Below are 18,005 nucleotides of genomic sequence, written 5' to 3'. Positions count from 1 at the left end.
GTGACAAAGGCAAACGGGTCGTGCGCGATTAGAACCCACGGGCTAGAGCGGAGCAATCATGGCAAGACGGCATCTCTTCGCCAGTCTCTTCGTGGCAATCCCGTACCCACAGATACTGCACAGCTTGCAAGATCTGTGGGGCGGGCATGCCCGCCAAGAGGCCGGTGTGGCCGGTACAGAATCAGGACCTTGGTTCCCGGGTACCCAGCACATCGCGAATGTTGTCTACCACGTTACTGTCCTTGATCACATCGCTCAGCCAGCCTTCCAGCGGCATGTTGCCCCACTTGATGGCGCGTTCGATCAGGTAAGGCACCGGGCTTTGCGGTTCGCTCTGCTTGAAGAACTGGGCGATACCCGCAAGCATGGTGAAGGCTTCGTCGCGGGTCAGTGGCGTCGTGCGCATCGGTGCGGGCGTGCTGACGTGGACGGGCGTGTTCATTGGTTCACCTGCTTCGCTGGTGGGGGCAACGGTGGCTTCGGGGTCTGCTGCTGCCACAGTGGCGGGGTGCAGTTCGACGCCGCGGTCCTTGAGCAGTTTCTCAGCCAGCTGGCTGGCGCGCGACAGCATGTCGGCAAGGCTGGCAAGGCTGGGCGCCTCATGGCCGAACAGGCGGTCGACACTGGCCTGCAGGCGCTTGCAGGCTGCCAGGCTGGCGGCGATCTGCAGGGCTTTGGTGCGCAGGTGTTCGGTGTCGCTTAGCGCCACCGAGCGCTGGAAGATCTCAGCGTTGATCTTGCCTTCGTTCAGCGCGGTCTGCATTGCCTTGGGGTTCTGCAAGGCAAGGTTTTCTACGTGGCGTGATTCGTCATAGCGCAACACGCCAAAATTCTGCCCTTGGGTAATGGGCAAGCCACCGGCAATGTCGGTTAGCGTGGTCTTCAGCCAGGACAGGCGGGCAGCGCGTTCGTCCAGGCCGTCTTCGAGCGTTGGGTACAATGTGTCCCAGAATGCTTCCAGAACCTGTTCGGTCAGCTGGAGGCCAAAGGTGATGCCTTCGAAATGTTCACGCTGGGCCAGCCCTTCGCTGAGCCAGGATACCAGCATCAGGTCCTTGCTTTGCTGCGCCAGCCCTTGGGCCGACAGGTTGATCACCTGCTCCCAGTCGGCGGTCTTCAGGTCGGTTTGCCAGTCGCCCTGGGTCAGGTAGTCAGGGTCTGCCCGGCGCGCCTCCTTGATCTGGTCGAACAAGGCAGAGAAGCTCAAGTCTTCGCCACTGCCACCCTCGATGGGTGCGGTCAGCGTTGCCAGCGAAAGGTCATTGAGGATTTCAGGCATAAAACACTCTGGTCATGGCAGATGAACAGCGTGCCAGGTCACCTGGCACGCTGTGGGATGTGGGCCGCCGTAGCGGCCCCCGGGTACGCAGGTTATCAGGCAAACACTTTGTTCGCGGTGCGGTCCCAGCCGCCGACGATGTTGCCGCCAGCCTGGCCGTCGGTGCGGTTCTGCTGGGTGTAGGTCGTCTTGATGCGGGCGAAGTTGAAGCTGATTTCTTCGACCGGCAGGTCGCTCACAGCCTTGTCTTCACCATTCTGGTTGCCACCGGCGATGAAGCGCACCGAGGACACCACGACTTCTTCCATGTCGATGGTCAGGTAGGTGACCTTGTCACCACCGGCACGGTTCACGTTCAGCTTCAGCTTGGCGATGTGCTTGCCGGTGCAGCAGTGTTCGAACAGCTTGGCCGAAGCCTTGTCGACCGCCTTGCGGATCTTGAAGTCGCTCAGGGCAACACGCTCGGACGATGCACCGCCCGAGGAGCTGGCGGTAGCCGAGGTGGCCTGGGTGGCGCCGTACTCGTAGCCCAGCACTTCGATCCAGTCCTTGTGCTTCGCATCCAGTACTTCGCCCGGGATGCCGTCGATTTGGATATACGCGTCAAATGCCATTGTGAAACTCTCCATTAACACCATTTAAAGGGTTGCTCATGCGCCCCTTGGTTTTGACCTCGCCGAATACCTCGGCAGAGGTAGCTTTCCGCCACCCGGGCCTCCTCCTGTGAGGCCCGGGTAGCCGGTTCTTGCAGCGGGCCTCAGTTGAGCCCGCGGACTTCGATTTCCACCCGGCGGTTGGGCTCCAGGCACTTGATCAGTTGCGCCCGCGGTTGCTGCAGGTCGCAGTTGACCAGCGGCTTGCGGCTGCCTTCGCCTTGGGCGACCACCAGTTCGGCGGGTACGCCCTTGCCGACCAGATAGGTGCGAATGGTCTGCGCCCGCTGTTTCGAAACCTGCAGGTTGCCTTGGCTGTCGCCGAGCTGATCGGCATGGCCGGAAATGATGATCTTGCCGATGTCGGGCGTGTTCAGCAGTTTGCTGGCGATCGCGCTCAACTGGCGCTGGCCCTCGCTCTTCAGGCTCTGGAAGTCGGCCCGGCCGAAGGCGAACAGGGTGTCGGACTCCAGCGTGATGGTCTCGATCGAACGCAGCGACTGGGCGCGCAGGCTGTCGATGTAATTGCGCGAACTGGACATCAGGAAGGCGTTGTCGAGGATACGCGGCACATCCGGCTCACGAATCTGGTCGCTGTAGAAGGTGATCTGGCGGCTGGCGTACAGGTAGTCCTGGTTGTCGCCGGCCTCGCTGGCGGCCGCGGCCATGCTCTTGCCGGTATGGCGGGCGATGGCCGGGTACCAGTAGTCAGGCAGGTGCGCCTTGAGAAACGCCGGGTCGGCGTTCTCGCGTCGGGCCGGCGAGAGCATCACGTAGGTATCCAGCGCCGCCTTGCCGAAGTCGGCGATCGACTGCGCGCGGTTGTCATGTGGCAGCGCCTCGGCCTCGACGCTGTCCACGCCGCTTACCGGCTGCAGTTCGCGGGTGTTGCGCTGGTACACCTTGATCGTGGTCAGCAGGTACAGGGTGCGGGTCAGGTTGTCTGCCGTGGGCTTGAGCATCACGTTCTGCAGCGTGGCGAAGTAACGGCTACGCAGCAGCGGCTCGACCTCATGGCCCTGGTACAGGCCCAGGCGCATGCCCAGGGGCACGCCCTGTTCGCGGTGCTGCTGATAGTAGTGCTCGGCCCAGAAGCGCAAGCGGTCAAGGCTATGCCAGGCGGTGTACTGGCCGCTGGCAGCCTGGTCGTCGGCCTTGGCCTGGGCCAGTTCGCCGGCGATGCTGGCCAGGGTGGCGCGGTTGTTCAGGTACGACCAGCCCCACAGGCTGCACAGCACCAGGGCTGCCAGGCCGGTGGCGGCAACCCAACCCGCCTTGCGCCGGCGCTCCCGCGTGTTGCTGGTGTACAGCGCCACCAGGTGCTGGTCGGGGATGATCACCTTGCGGAACAGGCTGTTGATGAACAGCGGCGCCGGCTGGCTGACGGCAGTAGCAGTGCCTTCGGCGTGTTCGAGGGCGAAGCGTTCGGCCACATGCTGGCCGTGGCTGCCCCACAGGGCTTCGTCGGCCTGCAGTGCGGCAGTGAAATAGAAACCGCGCAGCATTTCGGCGTTCTGGTAGGGGTTGGCGCGCAGCAGGCTGTCGACGAATTGTTGCAGGCGCGGCTTGAGTGCGGCCAGTTCCAGCGGGAAGCGGTAGGCCGCATTGTTCTGCCGGGTTACCTGAATGTCTTGCTGCACCAGTTGCTGGTTCGCCACTTGCTGCCAGTAACCGGTCAGCTCGTCCATCGCCTTGCCGAAACGCTGGCCCCAGTCGGCCTGCTCGTAACCCTTGTGCGAGAAGGTCTTGCCCATCACTTCGCCACGCGCGGCGTCGTCCAGCTGGCGATAGAACGGGGTGAAGCCGGGGATCAGGTCGCACTTGGTGAAGACCAGGTAGATTGGCAGGCGCACTTCCAGCAGCGCGCAGCTTTCCTGGATCCGTTCACGCAGGCGCTTGGCCACGCGGTCCTGGTCCTCGGCCGAGCCATGCAGGATGTCGGCGATGCTGACGCTGACGATCAAGCCGTTGAGAGGGCGGCGCTGGCGATGTTGGCGCAACAGCTGCAGGAAGCCGCGCCACTTGCCGGCTTCTTCGGGGCTGTTCATGTAGCGCCCGGCGGTATCCAGCAGCACGGCTTCGGAGCTGAAGAACCAGTCGCAGTTGCGCGTGCCGCCAAGACCTGCAACCCGTGCGCCTTCGCGTTCGGCATAGGGGAAGTTCAGGCCCGACTGCAGGATCATCGTGCTCTTGCCGGCGGCCGGCTGGCCGATCACCAGATACCAGGGCAGGGCGTACAGCGCGTCCTTGGCCGAGGTGCCGCGAGGCGTGTTGCTGCGCAGGCGTTCGATGCTCTGCAACAGGCGTTCGCGCAGCAGGCTTACTTCCTCGCGGTCGGCGGGGGTAGCGTTGAGTACCGCCTGGTCGGCATCGTCGCGCAGCAACCCTTCGAGGTTGTGGTGTTGGCCGGCGCCGCGATAAAGCAGCAGTACATAGCCTGCCGACAGCATCAGGAACACGCCGATCCCGGCCAGCAGGCTATGCAGCGAGGCGAAGCCCAGGGCGCAGCCGATGGCCCAGACCAGGAAGATCGCCAGGAAGAATGCCACCCCCAGCAGGTAGGGTTGGTAGCGCAGGCAGTAGTACTTGAGCTTGTTCATACAGGCGTCGCATCCAGCGCATCGACGAATTGGCCGATGACATGTTCAAGAGATCGGTCGTAATCGTGCAGCCGTGGCGCTACCGTCAGCGGGTTGAGCGGCTCCAGATGCTGACCTGCTTCGGCGCAACCACTGAGCAGGCGGTAGGCACAGTTGGCGTGGCGCGACGGCAGGCAGTACAGCCGTGGTCGCATGAAATCGTCGGCCAGCAGGCTCACCGCCGGCACGCCGGGCTGCCGGCTCATGCGGGTCAGCCAGGTCAGCCAGAGGTCGGCGGTAGGGTTTTTCAGGCCGCGTTCGGCTGGCAAGGGCAGCTCGATGCCACCGGCGAAATCGTTGTGCAGCACGGCTCGGCTTGCCTGCAGCAGCGCAAGCGCCTTGTCACTTTCGAAGTCTGGCCAGGAGCGCAGCAGGGCGCGGGCGACATCGGCCAAGCTGAAATCCTTGAGGAATTTGGCGTGCACCTGGCGGAACAGGTCGAGGTCCTGGGCCTGCAGCGGCCGCAGGGCCTTGATGCGTTCGAACAGGCTGGCGCAGTCAGCGCCCTGCACCGCCTGGTGCAGCATCGGCTTGATCTGCGCGCTGAACAGCTCACCGAGGGTGAACGGGTTCACCAGCATCGTGGCTCCCTCGCCCTTGAGCAGCTGGAAGATGAAGAACGGGTAGCGTCGCTGGCTGGCATCCCGCGAGCTGAGCAGGCCACCCAGCAGCCAGTTGCCGTTGCTCGCGCGGTAATTGAAGAAGCACATCGGCAGTGCGTCGAACAATGCCTGCCAGTCTTCGCGGTGGCGCATGGCCGCCAGCGCAGACTGCAGCCAGGCGTCGAACTCGCACACTTCCTCCGCGGCGCCATGCAGGCTGACGAAGTCTGCGCTCGACGGCAGCTTGCCGAAGCAGCCGATCATTGGGCGCCCCTGTCGTTGAGGGCGCTCAGCGCCTTGACATCACCCAGGTCGGTCAGTTTCACCCCGCCGAAGTTGCGCACTACAAGGCTCACCCGGCCATTGGCGGTGTTCCAGCTGAAGCGTTGCTGAATGCCGTCCAGGTCGTCGACCCGGGCGCTTTCGTTCATGCGTAGCAGGCCCCAGCGCCCGGGGAAGTCGAACACGGTGACCCGCGCGCCACTGAGGGTGACCACATCCAGGCGGGCACCCGGAGCGTTGCTGGTGCCCGGCCAGGCGAAGCGGTTCCAGCTGCTGCGGCCGTTGCGGTAGTGCTGTTCCTGGCCATCGAGGGTGAACACGATGTCGGTGAAGTTGGCAGAAGGTTCCAGCATGATTTCGAAGCCGTTGTCACGGTCCGACAGGCTGGCGATCACCTGGCCCACGGAGCTGGCCTTGTCGATGCTGTTGAGCATGCCTGGATTGACCAGCGCCGGTGCCTTGCCGTCGCCCACACCCAGGCCTTCACCCCCGGCCAGGTTGCCGATTTCGTTGCGCTTGAAGGCCGGCAGCAGGCCGCTCTGCGGGTCCACGAAGCGTTGCAGGTCTTTTACCGAAGCTTCGTTGCGGCTACTGCCGGCAATCGGATAACGGTGTGCCATGACCTGTTCCCAAGGCTTGGCGATCTGCTGCGCCCAGGCCTTGGCGATCTGCTGGCCGGCCGGGTCGCGCAGGGTCGCCCAGGCATACTGGATGGGCAGGCTGAACAGCCCCTGCAGCGAGCGCGAAAGGCCGTCCTGGCTGGTGTCGACGCTGCTCTCCACGTAGTTGCGCACGGTGGTGATCTCGCTCGGCTGGCCTTCCAGGGTTTCGCTGATCAGCTGCTTGCTACTCTTGCCCACATCCTGCGAGCGCTGGATGTTGTTCATGCGCACCTTGAGCTTGCGCAAGGCGGCCAGGTAGCGGTCCATGATGGTGCTGTCGGCACCTTCGGCGTTGTTTTCGGCAAATACTCGCGCCACTGGTTCGAAGCGCTTGGCCAGGCTGCCGTCGTCCACCGCTGGCAGGGCCGGGGCGACGTTGGCGGGCAGTGCATCGTTGGCGTCGAACAGCCCGGTGACCTTGCTCCAGAAGCCGTCATCGCGGTTGCTGCCAGGTGCCGGAATGGCCTGCTTGGCCGGCAGGTCCCACTGGGTGTTGTCATTGACCGCTGCCAGCAGGTTCTTTACCGGCGAGTTCTGCACGTCGCTGAGCAGCCCCAGCTGCTGGGTGGCCGAGGCCAGGTCGGCGAAGTGGCGTACCCCCACGCTGCTGACCATCTTGTACCAGGCCTGGGTGTAGTCGCGTTTGTAGCGGGTCATGAACTCGCGCACGAAGTTGGCCTTCTGCACGATGGCATCGCCACCTTCACCGTCCAGCACCCAGTCCGACTCGTTGCGCAGGTTGCCCGACACCAGCTTGATCAGTTCCGGCTTGACGAAGGTGTCCCAGCCCTGGCGGGTATAGATTGCCGGTACGCCAGCAGAGCCATACAGCAACGCGCGGCCCGGTTGCGGCACCAGGTCGTTGAGGCTCAGTGCCGGGAACTGACGGCTCGACTCGAGTTGCAGGCGCAGGTACTCGCGATCGACCAGCGAGCTGGAGATCATGAACGACTTGAGGTTCTGCCGGGTTTCGTTGATCAGCTGTTCGTTGCGCGGCAACGATGGCGCCTGGCCCTGTTCCAGCAACTGTACGTACAGCGGGGCATTTTCCGCGATCACGGCTGCGTCGGCCGGTGTGCCTTCGGTGGCAGCGCTGGCCCAGGCCTGGGGCAGGTTGGCTGCGACGAAGGCAGGGTCCGGATGGCCTTGGGGCTCGGTCAGCAACAGGTACAGCTTGAGCGTGTTGTAGGCATCGATGATGGAGGCCACCTGCTGTTCGTCGAGGCGCCCGAGCATTTCTTCGGACAGTGACAGGCCACCGGTGGTGGCAGACAGCTCGGCGGCGTCGCTGGCAGTGGCCAGGTTGACCTTGGCGGCATAGGCACCGACGCGGGTGTTGCCCAGCGCAGCCTGGGCCTTGGCTGCAATGGCCGGGGCCAGCGGCTTGCCATTGCGTTTTTTCGGTGGCGGGGCCGGGGTGAATTCCAGCTCCTGGTTGATACCGTTGGCGAAGGTGTTGAAGGCGCGCATCTGCACTTGCAGGCTGCGTGCGATCGGCTCCAGCGCCTGGCTGCGCAGTTGCGCCAGGTAGGCGTTGCGAGTCACCTGGTGGATGGCTTCGCCATGGTACAGGCCGCCCCCCAACTGCAGTGGTACACCCTGCAGGCGATGGTTCTCGACGCGGGCCATCTGTTCGCGCAGCACTTCCAGGCCTTTGCCGGCGGCCAGCTGCTGCTCGCGGTCCTCTGCCTGCTCGATCTGCGCCAGCTGCCCGCGCAGGCTGTCCAGCCATTGGCGGTTATTGGCAAACGACAGCGCCTGCCAACCGATGAACAGCAACCCGGTGGCGGCGGCCAGGCCCAGCAGCAGCGGGCTGAACGCAGCCTGGCGGCCCAGGCGCGACTGGTACAGGGTCAGGTCGCGGTCGGGGAAGATCACCTGGCGGAAGGTGTCGGTGATGAAATAGCTGCGGTTGCCCACGGCCATGCCGACATTTTCGGCGGGCTCATCGTAGGCCGCCTGCAGGGCGAATTCGTCGGCGATGACGTCTTCGTATACCTGCCCCAGTTGCTGCCCGGTCTGCAGGGCGCTGGTGAAGTACAGGCCGCGCAGCAGCAGCGGGGCACCGCCGCGATGGCCGCCGGTGAAGTGCTCCAGGAACTGCTCGAGGACACCGCTGAGTGCGGCGAAGTATTGCGGGAAGTTCAGCAGGGTGCTGTCGGCTTCGGCACCGAGGGCGATCACCTGCGCGTCGACATGCTGGCGAATGTGGTTCTGCAGGTTGCCCAGGCGCGTCTGCAGTACGGCGTGCAGGCCGTTGTTGCGGATTTCCGACAGGCCGAAGGTCATGCCCAGCGGCTGCTGGCGTTCGTGCAGGTCGAGGCCGTCGAACGCCTGGCTGAAGCCCGGCAACTGGTCGGTCTTGCTCAGCATCAGGTAGACCGGCGGGTTGGCGTCGAGGCACTCGGCATACTCTTCCACCCGCGCCACCAGTTGGGCCGCCAGGGCATTGCGTTCGTCGCTGTTGGCTGCCAGCAGCTCGGGCAGGCTGACCACCATTACCAGGCCATTGATCGCCGCCTTGCCGCGCTGCTTGCGCAGCATGCGCAGGAAGGCCGAGAACTCGCTGGCCGACTGGTCATCACGCAGATAGCGGCCGGCGGTGTCGATCATTACCGCGTCGGGGCTGAAATACCAGTCACAATGCTGGGTGCCGCTTTCGCTGTCGTTGGCGGTGGCAATGCTGGCCGACAGGCCGGAATGGGTCAGCAGCGAGGTCTTGCCGGCTGCCGACATGCCAACCACCAGGTACCAGGGCAGGTCGGACAGTGCCGCCTTGCCACCACCTCCAGCGGAGCGATCGGTGCGCAGCATGGCAATGGCATGCTTGAGGCGTTCGCGCAGCACCTGCTGGTCACGGAACTCGCCCGTGGCATTCCACGAGCGATCAACCTCGATCTGCAGCAGGTTCTCCAGGTTGTGCTCGGCGCGAATACGCTGGTACTGGCGCAGCACGATCACCAGCAGGAAGCAGGCGCTGATGATTGCCAGTGCTTCGGGCAGGTGCTGTTGCAGCCATGGCAGCAACGGGGCGACCAACCAGCAGGTCAACAGGCTCGCCAGCCACAGCAGCAGCAGGAGAAACCAGAAATTCTTCAAAAGGCGCAGTAATGTTTTCATGTCTTCCTGACTCGGCTACCTGACGTTTGCTCAGGCACTGAACAGCTGGCGGATTTGTTCGGAAAGGGCGGCGACATCCTTGTCCAGCAACCAGTCCAGCGTCAGGTACACGGCGACGCAGACCAGCGCAATCAACGCCAGGTACACCCACAGCGGCACCTCGTGGCGCAGCATTTGCGATACCTGGTCGGGCAGTGCCCAGTCAGGCGACAGAACCTTGGGCGCCTTGCGGTAGCGGGCAATATCCTGGCCCAGCGTGTTGGCCAGGTAGCGCAGCTGGTCTTTCTGGCCGAGGCTGAACTTGCCCTCGAAGCCCAAGGCCAGGCACAGGTGGTAGACCTCGAGCACATCGATGTTCTGCTTGACGTCGGCACGCAGCGCATCGACCTTCTCGAAGAAGCCTTCACCGGCCAGGTGCACGCCGAAGTAGCGGAACTGCAGCGGCTGCAGCTCGAAGTGCTGGCGCAGCTGGTTGTCGCTCGCGCGCAGCACGCTCTCATCGAGGAAGGCACACAGCGCGTACTGGGTGTCCTTGACCTGTTCGGCGCTGTAATTGGCGGCGCGGGCTTCGCGTTCCAGGTTGGCGAAGAAGCGTTCCACGCTGGCTTCGAAGGCCGGCACCGAGGTGACCTGGCGACCACGCCGCACGATCAGCGCCATGCTGATGAAGTCCTGGACCAGGTCCTTGAGTGTCGGTTTGTCGTTGGCGGCCGCGACGGCGCCTTGTTGCACTACGGCTTCGGTCATTTGAGCACCGCCATCAGTTCAAGCTTGAGGTTGGTAAAGGCGCTGGGCGCGTAGAAGCAGATGGTCTGGGCATTCATCATTCGCTCGTAGACATGGCCATGCGGCTCGATGGCGAAGTACTGGTTGTCCAGGCGCACCGGTATTGCGTTGGGCAGCCGTGCGGCATGGTTGAGCGTGACGCCGGGCATCGCGCTGTTGACCACCACCTCGATGTCTTCCGGCGAGCCGACCTTGAATGCCCGCGGTACCAGCTCCAGCAGGCTGGCACCAGGCATGTCGGCATGGACCGAGATATAGAAGTCGGCCTCGGTCAGGCGTGGATCGTGCAACTGGCCCTGCCAGTACGACGGCTTGGTCTGGGTGAGTTTGATGACGATGCACTGGTTGGGCACCACGTTGTCGAGCATCACCCGGATCATCTCGTCGAGCTTGACCAGCGACGCGGCCGGGTCGTGATGGTCGTATTCGGGGATGTCGCTGAGCTGGGTGTCCAGGGTGAACGTCAGCAGGCCACCCGCCAGGTCGGCAAGGAACAGGTACAGGCGTTCGGGGTGCAGGCGCGGGTGCGCCAGCAGATGGGCCAGCTGCGGGTGGGCGCGGTTGACGGTGTTCAGCAGCCAGAACAGGGTTACGTCGCTGGAGCCGAACTCGGCGATCTGGTCGGCGCGTTCGCGGCGTCGGCCGGACAGGGCCTTGCTCTTGGCCTGCAGGGCGCCGAGCAGGCGCTTGCCGATACCGGCCAGGGTCTCGTGGCTGCCCAGATGCAGGGTGGGGTGGACGAAATGCGGGTCGAGATTGAAACCGCCCATACTGTTGCGGGTCAGCCTGGCCAGTGGACAGTGGCTGTAGCCATCCAGGTTGTCGCCGTCCACCAGCAGTACCACGTTCAGGCGCAGGCTGGTGATTTCGTTTTCCAGCTCGCCTTCATTGAGGTCAGGCAGGGTATCGAACTGCTTGCGGAAACGCCGCGCGGCCTTGTGTTCCTGGCCGTCCTCGACATAGTTCAGGCCGAACGGCTCGGGCAGCTTCAACGCAGCATGGACCTTGAGGTCGTTGGCCTTGAGCAGGTCCTTGAGGTCGCGGGCGGCCGGCAACGGGTCGTGCTGCGGTGCGTCGTAGAGGCTGCCGTCGGGGAACACCAGCTTGAGGCGCTTGAGCTGCAGCGAACCGTTGGCCAGGGCGTCCTCATCCACCTGCAGTACCTGCACCCCCCAATGGAATGGGGTGGTGCGCAAGGTCGCCTCGGCCAGCTGGTGCTGGTGGAACTCATCCTGGTACTGGAAGTGCTGGGGCAGCAGGAACATGCCTTCCGACCACATCACCCGGCTTTGCTTGCTCATTTGACGCTATCCGCTAGAGAGTTGAAGGTTGAATCCATGGTGTTCCGTGCCGATTTCCCGGCGGCATCGCTGGCCTTGTCGAGCACCGCGTCCTGCACCTTGTCGGTAAGCGTCGGTGCGCTGCCCGGGGCCTTCTGCGCGTTTGCCAGCGGGTCGGCGCTCGGCGGCTTGCTCAGTACGTCGACGCCACGCATGGCGCTGATTTCGGTGTTGTCCACCAGCACCCGCAAGCCGTCGGAGGAGAACCAGATACCGTCCTTGCGCAGCGAGTTGGCGTCGAAGGCGACTTTCCAGCGTGCGTCCTGTTCATTGCGGAAGAACGCCGCCACGCCGACGTAGCGCGCGCTCTTGGCCAGCGGCCACTGGTCGATCTGGCCGATGCCCGGCAGCAGGGTGATCTCGCGGGCTTCCACCAGGGTGTTGCCCAAGGCTTTTTCCGGGGTGTCCCACAGGGTCTCGGCATCGGTCGCGGCGAAGCGTTCGAGGTCGGTCAGCTGGTACACGCGCATCACCACCGACAGCGGCTTGCCCTCGGCATCGGGGTTGAGCTGGTTGCCGCCGTCGGAGGTCAGAATGACCTTTTCGCTGTCGGCCAGCATGTCGGCCGCCCAGCTGTCTTCCATGCGCTTGCCGATACGGTCGGTGACCCCGCAGCCGGCCAGCGCCACCAGCAAGGCAGCTGTGGTCAGGTGTTTGAGGGCGGTGTGCTTGTGTTGCATGACGGCAAAACCTCCGGGTACTGGTCAGGCCAGGCGATAGGCGAAATCGCCATCGCTGCCCAGCTCGATCGCAAGGCGCTCGATCGGCGCGTCCTGGGCCATGCGCTCGAGCACGCGCTGGGCGAGTTCGGGCATCAGGGTCTGGGACAGGATGTTGTCGATGTTGCGCGCACCGCTGTCGACCTCGGTGCAGCGCGCAGCGATGGCCTTGACCAGCGCCTCGTCGTAGCTGAGCTCGGCCTGGTGGTTGCGGGCGAAGCGCTTGGCGATGCGTTGGAGCTTGAGGGCGACGATGCGCTCGAGGATCTGGTCCTGCACCGGGTAGAACGGCACGATGCTCAGGCGGCCGAGGAAGGCCGGCTTGAACACATGGTTGAGTTGGTCACGCAGGTCTTCGACGATCGCTTCGGGCGTCGGCAGCTCGGCGGCGTTCAGGCAGGTCTGCATGATGCGCTCGGTACCGGTATTGGAAGTGAGGATGATCACCGTGTTGCGGAAATTGATCTCGCGGCCTTCGCCATCGTCCAGCACGCCCTTGTCGAACACCTGGAAGAACAGTTCGAGCACGTCGGGGTGGGCTTTTTCCACCTCGTCGAGCAACACCACGCTGTACGGCTTGCGGCGCACCGCCTCGGTCAGTACGCCGCCTTCGCCATAGCCGACATAGCCGGGTGGCGAGCCCTTGAGGCTCGACACGGTGTGGGCTTCCTGGTACTCGGACATGTTGATGGTGATCAGGTTGCGTTCACCGCCGTACAGGGTATCGGCCAGGGCCAGGGCGGTTTCGGTCTTGCCGACGCCGCTGGGGCCGAGCAGCAGGAACACGCCGATCGGTTTGTTCGGGTCCTCCATGCGCGCCCGGGAAATCTTGATGCGCTTGCCGATTTCGTGCAGGGCGTGGTCCTGGCCCAGCACGCGTTCACCAAGCAGGGCCGGCAGGCGCTGCACGGTGTCGATCTCGTCCCGTAGCATCTTGCCCAGCGGGATGCCGGTCCAGCCGCTGATGACCTGGGCGATGGCGCCGCCGTCGACCAGGGCGTGGACCAGTGGCTGATCGCCTTGCACGCTTGCCAGCTCTGCACGCAGCGCATTGAGCTGGCCGGCATCGGCGTCGCTGGCGGCGTCCAGCGCCTTGAGCTGTTCGACCAGTTCCAGTTCCTGCTGCCACTGCGTGTTCAGTTGCTGCTCCTGCAGCTGTTCGGCCTGCAGCGCGGCCTGCAGCTCGCCCAGGCGGCGGGCGTGGTCGTGGCCCTTGCCGGCTTCGTGGCCGAGCACGGCGATTTCGGCCTGCAGGTTGTCGATCTGGCGGCGGCAGTCTTCCAGGGCGCCAGGCTGCGACGATTGCGCCAGGGCAATGCGCGCGCAGGCGGTGTCGAGCACGCTGACCGCCTTGTCCGGCAACTGGCGGCCGGTAATGTAGCGGTTGGACAGGCGCACGGCCTGCACCAGCGCTTCGTCCATCACCGCTACCTTGTGGTGCTCGCGCATCTTGCCGAGCAGGCCGCGTAGCATGTGGATGGCCTTGTCTTCGTCGGGTTCTTCCACCTTGACCACCTGGAAGCGGCGGGCGAGGGCGGCGTCCTTCTCGAAGTACTTCTTGTATTCGGCCCAGGTAGTGGCGGCGATGGTGCGCAGCTCGCCACGGGCCAGGGCCGGCTTGAGCAGGTTGGCGGCATCGTTCTGCCCGGCCTGGCCACCGGAACCGATCAAGGTGTGGGCTTCGTCGATGAACAGGATGATCGGGTGCAGGCTGCGTTTGACCTCTTCGATCACTGCCTTGAGACGGTTCTCGAACTCGCCCTTGACCCCGGCACCGGCCTGCAGCAGGCCCAGGTCGAGGGTGTGCAGGGCTACATCCTTGAGCACTGTCGGTACGTCACCCTGGGCGATGCGCAGGGCCAGGCCTTCGACCACGGCGGTTTTGCCGACCCCGGCTTCGCCGGTAAGGATCGGGTTGTTCTGCCGGCGGCGGGTAAGGATATCCACCATCTGCCGTACTTCGAACTCGCGGCCCAGCACCGGGTCGATGCGGCCTTCGCGGGCGCTCTGGGTGAGGTTGACCGTGTACTGGTCCAGCGCCGGGGTCTTGCCGCCGGCCTTGCTCGTACTGTTCACTGGCGCTGCAGGGCTGGCCAGCGGGCTGGCCTGCCTGGCCTCGGCGCTGCCTTCCACCAGCGCGGTAAGGTTCAGGCGCAGGTCATCGGCGTTGATTTTCTCCAGCTCCGGCGCCGAGGCGATCACCACGCGACGCAGTTCGGCATCATCGAGCAGGGCCTGCAGCAGGTGAGCGCTGCGCACCTGGCCGACGCCGTATTCGATCGATGCCAGCAACCAGGCTTGTTCGATCATGCGGGTGATGTGCGGCGACAGCGCCGGGGTGCGGGTATTACCTTTCTTGAAGGTGCCCAGGGCTGTGACCAGTTGCGCCTGCAGGCGTTCGGCGACTACCTCGTAGTGGCGCAGGATCGGCGCCAGGTCGCTGTCGCTGTTGTCGAGCAACTGCAGCAGCAGGTGCTCCACCTCCACGTCGTAATGGTGCTCCGACAGGCACAGGGCCGCCGCGCTTTCCGTGGCCGTGCGGCTGGTTTCGTTGAGCTTGGCGAACAGAGACTTCAGGTTCACAAGGCGACCCCATCGTAAGGAATGTGGAAGACGGCGCAACGCGAAGGCTCCGCGTCACGACCAGGGCGTTTGAGCCAGCCCAGCCAGCCCAGGGCGACGTTGCCGCTACGGCCCAGTTGGGCGCGCGGTACAGCCTCGCGCTTGAGGCGCGGGGCAATTTCGAAATCCAGCTCGGCGCCTATATAGAAGCGCACCAGTTCGACCAGCTTGCGGTAGCACGCGGTGCCCGGCTGGAAGCGCCGGTAATCGGCCAGGCTCAGCGGCCCCAGCTCGATACGGACGCTCGACTGATAGTCCCAGACCCGGTTGCCGGCTACGGCGCTACGGCCGAGCTGGCTATTGCGGCGACCAAGCCGGGTGCACTGTTCGGGCTGCAGGTGCAACCAGCGGCCGGCGAACTGGCGGACCTTGATCGGTAGCGAGAAATAGAAGCCGAGCATGCGCTCAAGGTTCAGCGCGTTGCGCGGCTTCTGGCTGAGCAGGCCGGCAAAATAGCTGAACAGCTCGCGGCGCAGCGCCATCGGTTGCTGCTCGAACTTGAGTTGCTGCGCGCGCGGGCCGAGGCCGACCAGGTTGAGCAGGTAGCCATCGAAGCCCGAAGTGCCATTGCGCTCGTGCTCGATATGGAATTTGTACTTCTGCCAGGCCTCGTAGAACAGCGTGATCATGCGGTGCGAGAAGATGTCGAGAAACGCATGGGCGGCATCGTCGCGATACTGCACGTGGCGCTCCAGCAGCAGCTCGGTATACGGGCGCGGCAGTACGCCCGACGGGCCGACCAGGCCCATGAAGGTGACCTGCACTTCCGACAGCGGCAGGCCGGCCGGCGACACCTTGCCTTCGCGCTCGAAGTGCAGGTCGCTGACCTCGCTGGCCGGGAACGCCAGCGACAGCTGGGTACGAAAACGCAGCGGGTCTTCGTGCGGCCGGGTTGCCAGGTCCATGCGCCCGGTGCGGCTGTAGTGCAGGCGGAGCAGGCGCACCAATTGAAAGAATTCGAATCGGTGCGGCTCGGCTCGGGCCTGATCGATCAGACCAGGGGCTGATCGCCGGTACGTGCTGGCCATTGGACGACTCTCTTTTCTCGTTGTTGGGTGCGCAGGGTCAGTTGGGTGAAGCTGTTCATCGAGCAGTACTGGCCGAAGAAGTGGTCCAGCACCATGCCGAACAGGAACACGCCGCTGCCGGTGAACTGGCTTTCGTCCAGGGTCAGGGTGATGCCGACGCCACGCACGAAGTTCGGCCGTGGGTGGCCGATGCGTGCGACCACCGGCTCGCTGCTGATCGCCTTGATGCCGTTGATCTGTTTGCGAATGGCGGAAACATTGCGGTAGTTGTACAGCGACAACAGCTCCAGCAGTACTTCGCGGCCCTGGCTGACCAGCGACATATGGTTCAGCGACAGGTGGGCAATCAACCGCCAGATCAGGCCCTTGCCCAGGGGCACACGCACCGTGGCGGTGGGCTTGCGCAGGCAGCGGATATCCTTGATCACCGAGTTGGCGGGAATGTTGAAGTCACCACGTTCGCCGCCGAACGGCAGCATCAGCGGTACATCGCGGTTGCTGCAGGTAAGGCCGATGCTGAGGGTGTCGCTGCTGGCGTCGATCAGCTCCAGGTCGCGGTCGACCACGCGGATGCTCATGGCAGTGGCGTCGCCCTGGTTGCGCCGGCGCGCCACCCAGAAGCTGCTGTGCGGGTCCTGCTCGCCACGGGGTTCGAAAAACGGGTGGCAGGTGGCGACCTGGTCGATGCCGCCGAGTTTGCGCACCCGCCGTACGCGGTCGATCGAGATCACTTCGGCAGCGTTGTGCAGCCGTGTATCGGGAGTGACCGGGTATTCGTGCTGGGTGTGGGTCAGCTTGATCGGCTCGGCTTGCTGGCGGAACAGGTTGATGATTGGTGTGCAGTTGAGCTTGAAGTTGTTGCGCCCGATGTTCTGGGTCAGCCGCGCCAGGCGCTCGCTGAGGTCGTAGTCGGAGAAATAGAAGTTGATCTCGACCTGCTCGATGGCATTGCCCTGCAGGATGCGGGCAAAGCCGCTCAGGTCGAAGAACATGAACTTGTCGGGGAAGGTGAAGTACTCGTGCAGCAGGCGGTAGCCCAGGAACGAGCGCTCGGAGTAGTCCACCAGGCCTTCGTCACGGGCGTAGCCCACGGCTTTCAGGGCATTGGTCGGCAAGGCCACTTCGCGGCTGCGGCCCTGGTCCTGGAAACTCAGGGTGGCCTTGGCCAGGTTGTTGAACAGCAGCTCGTACAGCTGCAGCATCAGGGTCGCTTCGCCGTCGAGGAAGAACCGCAGGCGGTCCAGTTCCATCTGCCCGAACAGGGCATCGCCGGTGGCTGCCAGGCGGATGCGCAGGCGTGCGACCAGGTCGGCGCTGTGACCGTTGAATGCCGAACGCTCCAGTTCGGCGAACGAAGCCTGCTGCACGGCAATAGGCCACAGCTCTACCGGGTAGCAGGTGCGGAACTTGCACACCACACCTTCCACGGCATTGGCATGCATCTCGGTATGGCGTGCCACCCGGTAGGCTTGGGTGACTTTCTCGTGCTTGCCCAGGCTCAGCTCGGCAATCGACATCGACGGGGTAGGGCGCAGGTAGTGCGGGTACAGTACCTCGAGGAAGGATTCGACGATTTCCGGAAACTCGTCATCGAGCTTCTTGTGCACCCGCGCAGACAGGAACGAGAACGCTTCGATCAGGCGCTCGGTGTGCGGGTCTTCGCAGTTGTCGCCTTCGATCAACAGCCGCGAAGCGATTTTCGGGTACTGCGCAGCAAACTCCTGGCCGAGGAAGCGCAGGTGCGACAGTTCCTTTTCGTAGTAGGGCAGCAGTTCGTCGAGCATCAGTTGAGGTTCTGCACTTTGTATTCCTGGGTGTTGACCTGCAGCACGGCGTCGAATGACACCTGGCGGCTGATGTCCTGCAGACGCAACACGGCGTCCACGCGGAAGGTCAACATGCGGTGGCCGTTCTGCTGGGCCAGCAGCTGTACGCGGACACGGCGAAAGCGCCGGTCCCCTGTGCTGATCGCCCGCTCCAGTTGCTGCTGGATCAGGTGGCGATCATGCGGGTCGAGCACGCTGCGGCTGATGAAGTCGGGCATGCCGTATTCGAGGATGGAGCCACCGAGCTGGCTGAAGCCCTCCAGCTCTTCGGCGACCAGGCACTGGCGGGTGTTCACCAGTACCTCGAGGTCACGGACGATGCTGGCCTTGTACTCGCTCAGCGAGCAGGTGCGTTGCGCGGCTGGCTCGGCCGACTGGTACGGACGGTCGTCCAGCAGTCGGTCGAGCAGCGAGGGCAGCAGGCGGGCCTGGTTACTCATGTGTCAT

The 18,005-nt window shown here is 64.2% G+C and carries 12 protein-coding genes; all 12 read right to left on the bottom strand.

Translation table 11 applies throughout. The annotated features are described in order from the left end of the window. Nucleotides 1–181 precede the first annotated feature (181 nt). The 12 genes from tssA to tssE all read right to left on the bottom strand — a co-directional run bounded on the left by tssA (nt 182) and on the right by tssE (nt 17,998). The gene (gene tssA / locus CAY82_RS13490; RefSeq protein WP_087501644.1) at nt 182–1,279 is read right to left on the bottom strand and encodes a type VI secretion system protein TssA; all 1,098 of its coding nucleotides are present in this window, start codon (nt 1,277–1,279) and stop codon (nt 182–184) included. 95 nt (nt 1,280–1,374) lie between these two features. Continuing rightward, nucleotides 1,375–1,893 carry a type VI secretion system tube protein Hcp gene (locus CAY82_RS13485; protein ID WP_013972759.1) on the bottom strand — a complete coding sequence of 173 codons (519 nt, stop codon included), beginning with the start codon at nt 1,891–1,893 and terminating at the stop codon, nt 1,375–1,377. A gap of 143 nt (nt 1,894–2,036) precedes the next feature. After that, nucleotides 2,037–4,532, bottom strand: coding sequence for a type VI secretion system membrane subunit TssM (tssM, locus tag CAY82_RS13480; RefSeq protein WP_087501643.1), 2,496 nt, complete (start codon nt 4,530–4,532; stop codon nt 2,037–2,039). Next, nucleotides 4,529–5,437 carry a type VI secretion system-associated protein TagF gene (gene tagF / locus CAY82_RS13475; protein WP_087501642.1) on the bottom strand — a complete coding sequence of 303 codons (909 nt, stop codon included), beginning with the start codon at nt 5,435–5,437 and terminating at the stop codon, nt 4,529–4,531. The genes tssM and tagF overlap by 4 nt, the downstream gene beginning before the upstream one ends. Next, nucleotides 5,434–9,237 (bottom strand): type VI secretion protein IcmF/TssM N-terminal domain-containing protein, encoded by a 3,804-nt coding sequence (locus tag CAY82_RS13470; RefSeq protein WP_087501641.1) that lies wholly within the window; start codon nt 9,235–9,237, stop codon nt 5,434–5,436. The genes tagF and CAY82_RS13470 overlap by 4 nt, the downstream gene beginning before the upstream one ends. Before the next feature lie 30 nt (nt 9,238–9,267). Beyond that, nucleotides 9,268–9,984: a type IVB secretion system protein IcmH/DotU gene (gene icmH, locus CAY82_RS13465; protein ID WP_087501640.1), complete on the bottom strand. Its 717-nt coding sequence runs from the start codon at nt 9,982–9,984 to the stop codon at nt 9,268–9,270. Next, the gene (tssK, locus tag CAY82_RS13460; RefSeq protein WP_087501639.1) at nt 9,981–11,324 is read right to left on the bottom strand and encodes a type VI secretion system baseplate subunit TssK; all 1,344 of its coding nucleotides are present in this window, start codon (nt 11,322–11,324) and stop codon (nt 9,981–9,983) included. Before tssK ends, icmH begins: the two co-directional genes overlap by 4 nt. After that, the gene (gene tssJ / locus CAY82_RS13455; protein ID WP_087501638.1) at nt 11,321–12,043 is read right to left on the bottom strand and encodes a type VI secretion system lipoprotein TssJ; all 723 of its coding nucleotides are present in this window, start codon (nt 12,041–12,043) and stop codon (nt 11,321–11,323) included. Before tssJ ends, tssK begins: the two co-directional genes overlap by 4 nt. Before the next feature lie 24 nt (nt 12,044–12,067). Next, nucleotides 12,068–14,665: a type VI secretion system ATPase TssH gene (gene tssH, locus CAY82_RS13450; RefSeq protein ID WP_087501637.1), complete on the bottom strand. Its 2,598-nt coding sequence runs from the start codon at nt 14,663–14,665 to the stop codon at nt 12,068–12,070. Further along, a complete protein-coding gene (gene tssG, locus CAY82_RS13445) occupies nt 14,662–15,732 on the bottom strand; it encodes a type VI secretion system baseplate subunit TssG (protein WP_087501636.1) in 1,071 nt (356 codons plus the stop codon). The genes tssH and tssG overlap by 4 nt, the downstream gene beginning before the upstream one ends. Then, nucleotides 15,696–17,516 carry a type VI secretion system baseplate subunit TssF gene (gene tssF / locus CAY82_RS13440; RefSeq protein WP_087501635.1) on the bottom strand — a complete coding sequence of 607 codons (1,821 nt, stop codon included), beginning with the start codon at nt 17,514–17,516 and terminating at the stop codon, nt 15,696–15,698. Before tssF ends, tssG begins: the two co-directional genes overlap by 37 nt. After that, nucleotides 17,516–17,998: a type VI secretion system baseplate subunit TssE gene (gene tssE, locus CAY82_RS13435; RefSeq protein ID WP_087501634.1), complete on the bottom strand. Its 483-nt coding sequence runs from the start codon at nt 17,996–17,998 to the stop codon at nt 17,516–17,518. The genes tssF and tssE overlap by 1 nt, the downstream gene beginning before the upstream one ends. Nucleotides 17,999–18,005: the final 7 nt, after the last annotated feature.

The organism is Pseudomonas sp. SID14000, assembly GCF_002165135.1.
Lineage (GTDB): Bacteria > Pseudomonadota > Gammaproteobacteria > Pseudomonadales > Pseudomonadaceae > Aquipseudomonas.
This window is presented reverse-complemented; position numbering and strand designations above follow the sequence as displayed.

Coding starts and splice junctions, on each gene's coding strand:
- tssA (WP_087501644.1), bottom strand. CDS start 1,279: ATGCCTGAAATCCTCAATGACCTTTCGCTGGCAACGCTGACCGCACCC.
- CAY82_RS13485 (WP_013972759.1), bottom strand. CDS start 1,893: ATGGCATTTGACGCGTATATCCAAATCGACGGCATCCCGGGCGAAGTA.
- tssM (WP_087501643.1), bottom strand. CDS start 4,532: ATGAACAAGCTCAAGTACTACTGCCTGCGCTACCAACCCTACCTGCTG.
- tagF (WP_087501642.1), bottom strand. CDS start 5,437: ATGATCGGCTGCTTCGGCAAGCTGCCGTCGAGCGCAGACTTCGTCAGC.
- CAY82_RS13470 (WP_087501641.1), bottom strand. CDS start 9,237: ATGAAAACATTACTGCGCCTTTTGAAGAATTTCTGGTTTCTCCTGCTG.
- icmH (WP_087501640.1), bottom strand. CDS start 9,984: ATGACCGAAGCCGTAGTGCAACAAGGCGCCGTCGCGGCCGCCAACGAC.
- tssK (WP_087501639.1), bottom strand. CDS start 11,324: ATGAGCAAGCAAAGCCGGGTGATGTGGTCGGAAGGCATGTTCCTGCTG.
- tssJ (WP_087501638.1), bottom strand. CDS start 12,043: ATGCAACACAAGCACACCGCCCTCAAACACCTGACCACAGCTGCCTTG.
- tssG (WP_087501636.1), bottom strand. CDS start 15,732: ATGGCCAGCACGTACCGGCGATCAGCCCCTGGTCTGATCGATCAGGCC.
- tssF (WP_087501635.1), bottom strand. CDS start 17,516: ATGCTCGACGAACTGCTGCCCTACTACGAAAAGGAACTGTCGCACCTG.
- tssE (WP_087501634.1), bottom strand. CDS start 17,998: ATGAGTAACCAGGCCCGCCTGCTGCCCTCGCTGCTCGACCGACTGCTG.